The sequence below is a fragment of the Shewanella psychrotolerans genome (assembly GCF_019457595.1).
Classification (GTDB): Bacteria; Pseudomonadota; Gammaproteobacteria; order Enterobacterales; family Shewanellaceae; genus Shewanella; species Shewanella psychrotolerans.
This window is the reverse complement of sequence record NZ_CP080419.1, coordinates 658,708-670,079: the sequence shown is the minus strand read 5'-3', so window position 1 is coordinate 670,079 and position 11,372 is coordinate 658,708. Positions and strand designations below refer to the sequence as shown.

Below are 11,372 nucleotides of genomic sequence, written 5' to 3'. Positions count from 1 at the left end.
GAGGCTCACAAAAATTGAGCTAGATCAAAAAAACTGGGAACTCAGTTTTTATCGAGTTTGGTTTTAAGGTGTCAGGTTTGTTGGATTTTGATGGATTTCATGCAGTCTTCATGTGGCTAGGTTAATGACTGTAGCCACTGCTGGGGGTTGTGTTTGCTAACGTTTTGAAGGTCGCACCTTCATGGCTGTCTAACGCCTGCCCGGCGGGGGACGTGCAAACACGTTTTTGGCACGCCACAAGCACGTCCCTGTGGGCTCTGCGAAATCATCCCTGATTTCGAAGGCCAAAAACGTGTTTACACCAGTATCTATCGTCTCTTCGACTTGACCTTATTGTTTGCTGCTATGGGTTTAGCTTTGACCCAAATTTGAATTAATTAGAGAGACTGAAAAGCATACCTTCATGGCAACCAATCACCTGCCCGGCGGGTGCAGTAAATGGATGTACCAATGTCACGATCACATGGATGTGATGGAGTGACCTCATGTGCAAACACCAGTATCTATCGTCTCTTCGATTTAACGTTATTGCACAGCCTAGCTTTAAAAACATTCTTGGACAGAAATGGGTTAGAGTCAAAGCTCTTAAAGTGATGATTCTTATTAGGGAAAGTATGGCAAGCTGATATACGGTAACGCCCAAAGCAGCAGCGCGCGTTAGCGCGTCTGACTGCCTTTGTTTGTTAGCTGACTATTCGCATTCTGAACAATCAGCTCTCTTATTTTTACTAATTTGTTCACACCGAGCACATCACGCAATGAGTTCTGAATGTAATTAAGTTGAACCTCTGGATGGTTACTTGATGGCTCTTTCCAGGACGTAAATGCAGACAGAATTTCTAACAACTCTCGAGCTGCCTGATCTCTATGCTCCTGGTTGGTTCCTTCACCCTTGGGCATTTTTATATATTCACTATTAGCGCCCAAGGTGCGAAGCTTGTCTTCAAATTTGATTAGTTGTAGATCAATGTCATTCGTAAGCCATGCTGAAAACTTAAATCTCAATTTGGTCAAGTCACCTGCGAATCCTATGGCTTTTTCACTATCACGATTACTTCTTAAATAATGAAAAGCTTCCATAACCTTTTCAATATATAGCTCTGAAAACTCAACATGCTTATCAAACACCGTCCCAGCCATATGAGACATAGCGCCTAGGTTAAAAACTTGCTGTTCATGCTGTAACTCAGATTGAATTTCTTTCTTGAAAGCTTCTAATTTTTTACTGTATTCGTGACCGATAGACTGCTTGAGGCGCTCTTTTAACCAAAAGACTCCAATTACATTAATCAATAAAGCCAAAATACCGGATGCTGTTAAGGTTACTCCATCGATCAATTTACTCTCCTTGGCAGCTAACATTTGTATAGTGCGCATGCGCACGTATTTGGCAAAACACGCATGCACATTTAATAAACCTATTATTTAATTTTTGCTGAAGAAAAGCTATTGATTTATAAACACTCTACCAGAGTATTACTGGGTAAACGCGCACAGAAATGAGCAAAGTGAGCATTGGTATTGATGTTGAATCGAATGTCATTCGTGATTATTACTTATCGATTCGTAAAAGTTGGCCAAGAGACTCTTCACTGTGCTTTCCAGCTTATTGCCTGTAACTAATAAAGGGGCAGCTTTTGAACTAGCAACGCACACCAAATGCAGCCAAATCGGAGAAAGTTAGATACCAAGTGTGAACGCGGCTGCGGCCTTTGCCAGCATGGATGCTGGCGTAGAGCCCACAGGGATTGTGCTCGTGGCGTGTCGCAGAAGTGTTCGCACATTCGCTCACCGCAGGTGATAAGTAGCCATGAAGGGTCGACCTTCAAACTCACTTGACAAATAGACATGCAACCAAACGCTACTCGCACCCAATACCGTCAAATCGAAGAGACGTTAGATACCCAGTGTAGATACGCCTGTGACCTTCGGTTTCAGGGATGAAACCGTAGAGCGGCCAAGGATGGCGCACAGCGTGTCACAGGCGTATCTGCACATAAGCGAGCCGCAGGCTATTGGTTACAACTCAGGTTAACGCTACAACTAAGTAACTAAACTCAAACTACAACTAATGTAATCAACGGTAACAAGGCTAATTTGCCGATTAGCCCCAACCGGCTAACTTCCCTTCTCACAAGCCCCCAACTTTCTTGGTAAAGTTAAACTCACCACGCATCCCTCCTTCCAAGGAAGATCGGTGTGATCGGCGCAATTATCTATGGTGAACTTGCCCTTGTGCTGACGCATCACGTCGCAGCAGATGGCAAGCCCCAGCCCCAAGCCGTCGTCTTTAGTCGAGTAGAAAGAGGCCATAAGATCTTGCGCCTTGCCCTTGAGACCGGGGCCATTATCCACCAGCTTGAGGCTCACCTGCTGCTCACCATAATCAAGGCTAAGTAGCAGCCGCTTCTCCCGCTCTGAATGCATCTCGGCCATGGCATCGAGACTGTTTTTAATCAGATTCACCAGCACCTGATTCAAGCCGACGCTATCGCCGCACAGATGATAGGACGCGCCCTGAACCTCCTGAGTGAGGACAACTCCCTGCTGCTGAAACTCGCGGCGAAACAGCGCCAAGGTGTTGGTGACCAGCTCATCGAGGGACAGCTCTTCATACTGGGATTTACGCCGCTGAAGCAGACCTCGAATGCGGTGCACCACGGCACCTGCCCGAGTAGACTGAGCGTTGATCTTTGCCAGCAGCTCGTAGATCTCTGAGTCGGCATCACCATGACGGTTGAGCTGCATCATGCCGCCTTCGCTATATTGGGTAATGGCGGCGATAGGCTGGTTCAGCTCATGGGCCAAACCCGAGCCAATCTCGCCGAGGATCGCCGCGCTCTTCATCCGCTCTACCTGCAGCGCCTTATCCTTGAGCTGGCGCTCGGTATCGATCAAAAAGTCACTCTTCTGCCTGAACTTATATTCCAGCCAGAGGTGATAGACGGTGGACACCAGAAACAGCAGTAGCAGCGTCAGTCCCCACTCCTTGTTCTTCTCCATCCACTTTAATACCGTATAGTGCAGCGGCGGCGGTGGCGCCTTGAGTTGTAACTCTTTGAACAGTTTGATCACCCTGAGCTGACTGATGGGCGCTGTCCAGCCCAGCGTCTTGGCCTGAATGGCGGCCGGATGATCCGAAGGCAAGGCAAACAGTGCCTGGGTGATCTTTTGAGTAATGGTCGAGGGCACGGTATCGGCAGCGGCAAATGACCAGTTAGGATAAAGCTGGGTACTCACCAGGCATTCATAGCCCACAGGCATCGTGGGGTGGATCACTCGAAAATCTTCTTTGTTTACCAACCCCTCCTCAATCATCTCCTCCAGCGTACAGAAGGGAGTGATAGCGGCATCGACGGTCGCGTCGCGCACCTGATAGACAATGGGTTCCAGCGGGAATCCCAGAAAGCGCAGCGAGCCGAAGTAGTTCTCAGGGCGATACCCCATCTTATGCAGCAGACCTATGGCGGCCTGATAGCCCCCCAACGCCTGAGGATCACTGGCCACCAGATGTTTGCCTTCGAGATCTTGCAGGGTATAAATCTGACTGTCGGCGCGCACGATAATGGTGGAGCCGATGGCAAAGGTGGCACCGCCATGCATGTGGCTCTTCATGGTCGCCAACCAGGAAAGCGGAAATTTATTGCTGAGGTTTAAGTATTGTCCAGGGTTGGTGACGATAAACTGCAGCTCATGGGCCAGCAGTTGGCGGCTCATCTCATCGAAATCTACCGGCACCACCTCAAAATGGGTGCCAGGCACCTCTTGAGAAAGATAATCCATCATGGGCTGCCAGCGATCAATTCCCTTCTGCACCCCGTGATTAGCCAACACCCCGACCCTGAGATGGATAAGATCTGCGCGATCTTGCTTTTCCCCTTCGGCGCAGACACTGGAGCTCAGTAACAGGCAGAACACAAACAGGCTCAGCCAGCCAGTGCGCAGACAAGATACTAACCATTTACCGAATTGCCTTTTCATCGCGCGCCCAATCACTTAATCCAAGCCCTACTCTAAGCAAGAAGCCAACACTTTGATGTGAAGCGGTGCAAACTCCCTCTAGTACCAGCATCAGAAAATGATCATTTAGTGATCTGTCTCAAAGGCCCCGACGCCATTTTTGCCGCTTGTCCGTCAAGACGCTAGGCTAGATAAAACTGACTCAGGAGATCCCATGTCACAAACCCTGCCCCTCTACTTGGTCGACGATGATGAAGCTGTGCTCGATTCGCTGAGCTTTATGCTGCACCAGTTTGGTTATCAACTCACCACCTTTGTCTCTGGCCTCGACTTCTTAGACAAAATCGATTTAAATCAGGCGGGATGTGTCGTGCTCGACAGTCGTATGCCGGCTATCACAGGCCAGGCTCTTCATCAGCGCCTGAACGAGATCAACAGCCCCTTGGGAGTGATCTTTTTAACTGGCCATGGCGATCTGCCCATGGCGGTCAACGCCTTTCGCCAAGGCGCCTGCGACTTCTTCCAAAAACCTGTTTCGGGTCAAGCCTTGGCCGCTGCCATCGACAAGAGCATGCTCCGCAGCCAGAAGGCCTTCGAAGCACTGCAACTGAGCCAAAACCTAGCGACCCTCAGCGAGCGTGAACATCAAGTGCTGGAACTGTTGATTCAAGGTAAAACCAACAAGCAACTTTCCGAGGCACTCTATTTATCGCTGCGCACCATAGAAGTACACCGTTCTAACGTGATGAAAAAGCTCAAGGTACACAACCTGGCAGAACTGGCAAAATACAGCCAAATCTGATGCTTAAAATACACTTTCTGACTTTTTACTCGGCTCAGTCTGGCTGTTAGCCCTGCCCTTTATCACCCAGCGGTTCCCCCTCCGACCTTCCTCTAAGCGTGAGTAAAGGTCACATTTTTTTTACATTTGCGCTAAAAATCGTTGCGCCAGATCACGCCTGTTCTTCCTATGTGGTTTACCACAATACCCCTGTATTTCATATGGGATAACAATAGCCTCAGACCTCCTGCGGGAGGGAACAAAAACCAATAACAGTGTGTGATTTCATCTGCTCAGGCAGATGAAGGAGGAAACCATGATAAAGCTTGATAGACGAACGTTTATTAAGGGTGCTGGCGCAGGGGGAGCAAGCTGTGCACTAGCGACATTATTACCCGGTTCTTTAGCTGCGCTGGAGCAGAAACCCTTAAAAGGGGTGGGCAAGGAAGTCGCCAGTATTTGTGAAATGTGCTCGACACGTTGTCCTATTTCGGCACGAGTCGTCGATGACAAGAATGTATTTATTAGCGGTAATAAGGAAGCCAAGTCTTTTGGCGGTAAAGTTTGCGCCCGAGGCGGCGCCGGTCACAGCCTGCTGTATGATCCGCAGCGTATCGTCAAACCGCTTCGCCGGGTCGGCGAGCGCGGTGAAGGCAAATGGGAAGAGATCAGCTGGCAAGAGGCCTATAAGACGATCGCTCAGAAGCTCAATCTGATTAAGCAAGATCATGGCCCAGAGGCCGTGGCCTTCTCCTCTAAATCAGGCTCACTCTCAGGCCACCTGTTCCATTTAGCCAAGGCATTTGGCTCACCCAATACCTTTACCCATGCCACTACCTGCCCGGGTGGTTATGTGATTGCCGCCAAGGCGATGTTTGGCACTAAAGTGAAGCGTGACTTAGGCAACTCCAAATACATCATCAACTTCGGTCACAATCTCTATGAAGGGATCAACATGTCCGAGACTCGCGGCATGATGAAGGCGCAGATGGATAAAGGCGCCAAGTTAGTGGTATTCGAACCACGCTTCTCCGTGGTCGCCGACAAAGCGGACGAATGGTTTGCCATACGTCCGGGTACGGATGTCACCGTCGCGCTAGCCCTGTGCCATGTGCTGATCTACGACAACCTCTACGACCAGGCCTTTATCGAGCGCCACGTGGAAGGATTTGATGCCTTCGCCAAGGAGGTCAAAGCCTACACTCCAGAATGGGCCGAAGGGATCAGCGACGTGCCCGCCAAGGACATTCGCCGCATCGCCCATGAGTTTGCCGGCAAGGCGCCCCATGCCGTAGTGGACTTTGGTCACCGCGCCACCTTCACACCAGAAGAGTTTGAGATGCGCCGCGCCCTGTTTGCCGCCAACGTGTTAATCGGCAACATTGAGCGCAAGGGCGGCCTCTACCTGGGTAAGAAGGCTAAAACTTACAACAAGTTTGCCGGTGACAAGGTCGCTCCAGGTTTAGGTAAACCCGGTGTCGAAGGCATGCCTAAGCCTCAAGCCAAGCGTATCGACCAGGTAGATGAGCAGTACGCCATGATGTGGTCATCAGGCGGTATCTATCAAACCATTCTCGATGCCACCTTAGCAGCCAAACCCTATCAGCTTAGAGCCTGGGTGATGAGCCGCACCAACCCGATGCAGACCATGACAGACAGAGCCTTGGTGGTTGAGACCCTGAAGAAACTCGAGTTTGTGGTCAGCTGTGATGTTTATATCAGCGAAACGGCGGCCTACGCCGACATCATTCTCCCCGAATCCACCTATCTGGAACGGGACGAAGAGATCGCCGACAAGTCAGGCAAGAGTCCAGCCTACTACGTGCGTCAACGTGTGGTTGAGACCATAGGCAACACTAAGCCAAGCTGGCAGATCTTCAAAGAATTAGGCCATGAGATGGGTCTAGGGCAATACTTCCCATGGGAAAACATGGAAAGCCTGCAACTGCTGCAAGTCGATCGTGACGTGGCACGCTTAAATGAAATTAAAGAGAAGGGCTATGTCAGCTACGGCAAGCCGCTAATGCTGCGTGAACCCGCTATGGTAGCGGCGTTCGTGAAGCAGTATCCCAATGCTAAACCTACCGATGACGACGGCACCTATGCCAGCGCCATGAGCTTCAAGACCCCTAGCGGCAAGATAGAACTCAGCTCAGATAAGGTCGAGCAGATGGCCGCCGGTCGCGGAGTCATTAAGTATCGTCCAGTCAAACTCAAACAGGACAACGAACTCTACTTTATTCAGGGCAAGGTAGCGGTGCACACCAATGGTGCCACCCACAACGTGCCCATGCTGGCCAACCTGATGTCTGACAACGGCGTGTGGATCCACCCTATCACCGCAGGACGCTTAGGGATCGCCAGCGGCGATAAGATACGTCTCACCAGCAGTGTCGGCAGCGAAGAAGGTACCGCCCTGGTCACTCTGGGTATTCGTCAGGATACCGTGTTCGCCTACATGGGCTTCGGCTCTAAAAACAAAGAGCTATCCAGAGCGACCGGCAAAGGGGTTCACTGCGGTAACCTGCTGCCAAACAAAACGGCGCCTGTCTGCGGCATGAATATTCACACTACTGGCATCACGCTAGCGAAGATCTAATAGGAGTCCAGTATGAGTAAAAGATATGTAATGGTGCACGACGAGAATCGCTGCATCGGCTGCCAGGCCTGTAGCGTCGCCTGTCGCAGCGAAAACGGTACCCCAGAAGGGGTCACCCGTCTGCAAGTGCGGGTCGAAGGCCCCTTTGGCGATGCCCCGCACCTGCACTTTAAATACAACCGCGTCTCCTGTCAGCAATGTGAAAACGCGCCTTGTGTCACCGTCTGTCCGACAGGCGCGGCCTATGTGGGCGAAGATGGACTGGTCTCAATCAAAGAAGATAAGTGCGTCGGCTGTATGTACTGTGTGGCGGCCTGTCCCTACAAGGTACGTTTCATTAACCCTGAAACCAAGGCGGCCGACAAGTGTAACTTCTGTAAGGATACCCGCCTAGCCCGCGGCGAACTGCCAGCCTGCGTGACCGTGTGTCCCACCGATGCACTCACCTTTGGCGATGCCAACGATCCAAGCAGCGAGGTGGCCAAACTGATCAACACTAAAGCGACCTATCAGGAGAAAACCCATCTGGGTACTAAACCCAGGGTTTATCGCATTCCAACTAAACGAGGGGGGATACAGTCATGAACAATACCTGGGGCGATATGGCGCAATATGATCCAGTCACCTGGAACTGGATTATCGCGGTCTACCTGTTTATGGCAGGCCTCTCGGCAGGCTCCATCCTGATCGGCATAGGTCTGCGCTGGTACAGCAAAGATAAGTCGGTAGAGAGTGCAATATTAAAAGCGGCGGCGATTATCAGCCCAGTGGCTATCTCTGTCGGTCTTGCCTGCTTAATATTTGATTTAACTAAGCCATTTGATTTCTGGCTTATTCTAATCAACTACAACTTGAGCTCGGTAATGTCCATAGGGGTGCTGGCTTTGTTAGCTTACTCACCCATAGGGATCGCCTACTCCTTAATTGTGTTGCGAGATGAGCTGCCTAAGTGGAAATTGGGCTTCCTAGTGCCAGTGGCACACGCATTAATGCCATTTAGAAAGGTGATGGAAGTGGTGTTATTTGTGCTCGCCATTGGTGTCGGTGCCTATACAGGCTTCCTCATCTCAGCGATGAACGCCTACCCGATGTTAAACACGGCTGTGCTACCGGCACTCTTTTTGGTATCGGGTCTGTCTGCAGGCGCCGCAGCCAACGCCGTTGGCGCGCTGCTGATGTTTAACACTCACCCCCATGATGCGAATCTGGGTAAGATGCACGGCCTAGAACTGCCCGTGATGCTAAGCGAGATCATGTTCCTGTTCATGCTGTTCTGCGCCCTCTACTTCAAGGGCGGTGCAGCTGCAGCGGCGCTGGTGTCACTCACTACAGGTGTGTGGGCAAGTGTCTTCTGGGTCGGTGTGGTCGGTATCGGTTTTGCCATCCCACTGCTCACCATGCTGATGCCATCACAGACGCGCCACAGCAAGGGCGTGATGATCGCGGTGGCTTGCTGTAGCCTCACCGGGGTGCTGGCGCTGAGACACTTTGTGCTATATGCAGGGCAGAGTTATATTAGCTAATATTGTTTGCACTCTTAAGGTCACGCTAGGCTAAGCAGTAAGTAAGCTAGCAGCAAACCTAAATGACTTAATGTTAGACACAAAAAAGCCCAGAGATGCATAGCATCCTCTGGGCTTTTTCATCAACTGGCCGACAGGATTTTATTTGTCGTCTTCGTCGTAGATGTCGTCTTCATCTGCATCGTGTTCGGCGCGCCATTTCTCGGCAGCAGCATCCTTCTCGGCCAAAGCCTGATCGCGCTCCGCGCGTTGCTTAGCACGACGTTCGTTACGCACCATGAGATTTTCAACAATCTGTTGTAATGCTTTATTGCCCCACTCATTGGCTTCTGCTTCGGTAGCGAAACCTTTTTGAGATTTAGAGACAACCGTCTTACGTGCAGTCATGCGGCGAGTCACTTGTGCAGTCCATGTACCTTCGGCTTCGATCACACGAAGACCGTATTTCTTTTGTTGCGTCATTGTATTTCCTAATTCGATCTTCGAGTGTCTAGTTCGCTATCAATATGGGTTGGGTGCTGCTGACATAAAAATGATGTAAAGCAGAAAGGCGGCTATTGTAGTCTCCTTTGCACAAAACTCAATCATGAGCGACAGAATAATAGCATTAAATTGATTTTACTTAACCCGCTAAGCAAATATTCACCATGCCGCCGCGATGCAAGCGACGATCACTCACTGCTTTTTACACTTTCAGAGCGATTAGCCTATACTTTTATCCACACGAAAGACCCAACGTAATCTTTTAACTGTACGTTTGCTCGCCTAGTTTCACCGAATAATTAGCGATTATTAAGCAGATCCTGTAAGATGCACGCCCGCCAGCGTACCTGGCACCTGAAATTTTGCTGCCCTTGGCAGCCCCAAGAGACCCATCTATGAGTTTTACCTCCCTAGGTTTATCCGCCCCAATCTTAAAAGCTGTAGCCCACAAAGGTTATGAAACACCCTCTCCTATCCAAGCACAGGCAATACCTGCAGTGTTAGAAGGCAAGGATGTAATGGCGGCGGCACAAACCGGCACGGGCAAGACGGCGGGCTTTACCCTGCCACTGCTAGAACTATTGAGCAAAGGCGAGCGTGCTCGCGCGAAACAAGTGCGCGCCTTGGTATTAACACCAACACGAGAGCTCGCCGCACAAATCGCAGAGAGCGTCACCACATACGGTAAATACCTGCCGCTTCGCAGTGCAGTGGTATTTGGTGGTGTGGGAATTAGCCCACAGATCAGCCAACTTAATCGTGGTGTCGATATTTTGGTGGCAACCCCAGGACGTTTGCTCGATCTTTATAATCAAAGAGCCTTAAGCTTTAGCCAACTCGAAGTCTTAGTGCTCGACGAAGCCGACCGCATGCTGGACATGGGCTTTATTCACGATATCAAAAAGGTATTGGCCATATTGCCGCCAAAGCGCCAAAACCTAATGTTTTCGGCCACCTTCTCCAATGAGATCCGCACCTTAGCCAAAGGCTTAGTGAATAACCCCGTCGAGATCTCGGTGACGCCACGTAACACCACGGCTAACACTGTAGAGCAGCTAGTTTGTCCTGTAGACAAAACTCAAAAGTCAGCTGCACTAGTACAACTAATTAAGCAAAACGATTGGCAACAAGTACTGGTGTTTAGTCGCACCAAACACGGTGCCAACCGTTTAGCCAAGAGCTTAGATGCCAAAGGTATCACCGCTGCTGCGATCCATGGCAATAAGAGCCAAGGCGCACGAACCAAAGCCCTCGCCAACTTTAAAACCGGTGAAGTACGAGTGTTAGTGGCGACCGATATCGCCGCTCGTGGTCTCGATATCGACCAACTACCGCAAGTCGTCAATTTTGACCTGCCAAACGTACCAGAGGATTATGTGCATCGCATTGGTCGTACTGGCCGTGCGGGTGCCGATGGTAAAGCGATCTCTCTGGTGAGCAGCGAAGAGTTTAAACTGCTAGCGGATATTGAACGCCTTATTGGTAAAAACTTGCCACGTACCGAAGTGGCTGGGTTTGAATCGACTCACAAACTGCCAGAGACTGACTTAACGCCTAAGCGTCATAACCAAAACCGTGGCCCGCGTAATGCTAAGCCAAGCGGCAACCGCCCACCGCGTAATAGTGGTGGACACAACCGCAATGACGATAAGCCGCAAGCCAACCGCGAAGGCCAAAGTAAACGTCGCAGTGGCGCAGCCAGCAAACCTAGCGCCGAAGGCCAGAGCCAAGATCGTCAAGGTCAAGACCGTCAAGGGCAAGGACAAAGCAAGAGTCCTTACCAAGGCAAGAGCGAACACAGAGATGGTAACGCACCAGCACGCCGTCGCACTCGCCGCCCGAGCCAAGCGGCTACAAAAGCCTAAGCTCACAGATAGCGGACATACGACCGCTAATAGCAAAATAAGCCTGTCATTTGACGGGCTTTTTTATTGGTCAGGCACTAGCGTTGACTTAGCTTGGGAATTTACCGACAGCATGGCGTTCGGCATGGAGAGGCGTATGACATGGCAACAGGGAAAATAGA

At 50.6% G+C, this 11,372-nt stretch carries 8 protein-coding genes; 5 read left to right on the top strand and 3 right to left on the bottom strand.

All coding sequences use genetic code 11. From position 1 onward, the window contains the following. Positions 1-657: 657 nt before the first annotated feature. Positions 658-1,338, bottom strand: coding sequence for a hypothetical protein (locus tag K0I62_RS03020; RefSeq protein WP_220070065.1), 681 nt, complete (start codon positions 1,336-1,338; stop codon positions 658-660). A gap of 780 nt (positions 1,339-2,118) precedes the next feature. After that, entirely contained in the window at positions 2,119-3,981 is a 1,863-nt protein-coding gene (locus tag K0I62_RS03015) for a sensor histidine kinase (RefSeq protein WP_220070064.1), read from the bottom strand. Positions 3,982-4,174: 193 nt separating this feature from the next. Between K0I62_RS03015 and K0I62_RS03010 the strand changes: the two genes are divergently transcribed. From K0I62_RS03010 to nrfD, 4 genes are all read left to right on the top strand, one after another. Continuing rightward, a complete protein-coding gene (locus K0I62_RS03010; RefSeq protein WP_220070063.1) occupies positions 4,175-4,762 on the top strand; it encodes a response regulator transcription factor in 588 nt (195 codons plus the stop codon). Positions 4,763-5,057: 295 nt separating this feature from the next. Beyond that, the gene (gene phsA, locus K0I62_RS03005; protein WP_220070062.1) at positions 5,058-7,340 is read left to right on the top strand and encodes a thiosulfate reductase PhsA; all 2,283 of its coding nucleotides are present in this window, start codon (positions 5,058-5,060) and stop codon (positions 7,338-7,340) included. Between the two features lie 12 nt (positions 7,341-7,352). Then, entirely contained in the window at positions 7,353-7,925 is a 573-nt protein-coding gene (locus K0I62_RS03000; RefSeq protein ID WP_041508400.1) for a 4Fe-4S dicluster domain-containing protein, read from the top strand. After that, positions 7,922-8,863 carry an NrfD/PsrC family molybdoenzyme membrane anchor subunit gene (gene nrfD, locus K0I62_RS02995; protein WP_220070061.1) on the top strand — a complete coding sequence of 314 codons (942 nt, stop codon included), beginning with the start codon at positions 7,922-7,924 and terminating at the stop codon, positions 8,861-8,863. Before K0I62_RS03000 ends, nrfD begins: the two co-directional genes overlap by 4 nt. Before the next feature lie 141 nt (positions 8,864-9,004). Here nrfD and K0I62_RS02990 read toward each other — a convergent pair whose 3' ends face one another. Then, a complete protein-coding gene (locus K0I62_RS02990) occupies positions 9,005-9,325 on the bottom strand; it encodes a DUF3622 domain-containing protein (RefSeq protein WP_220070060.1) in 321 nt (106 codons plus the stop codon). A gap of 416 nt (positions 9,326-9,741) precedes the next feature. On the opposite strand from K0I62_RS02990, the gene K0I62_RS02985 reads away from it, so the two are divergent. Further along, a complete protein-coding gene (locus K0I62_RS02985; RefSeq protein ID WP_220070059.1) occupies positions 9,742-11,211 on the top strand; it encodes a DEAD/DEAH box helicase in 1,470 nt (489 codons plus the stop codon). Positions 11,212-11,372 lie beyond the last annotated feature (161 nt).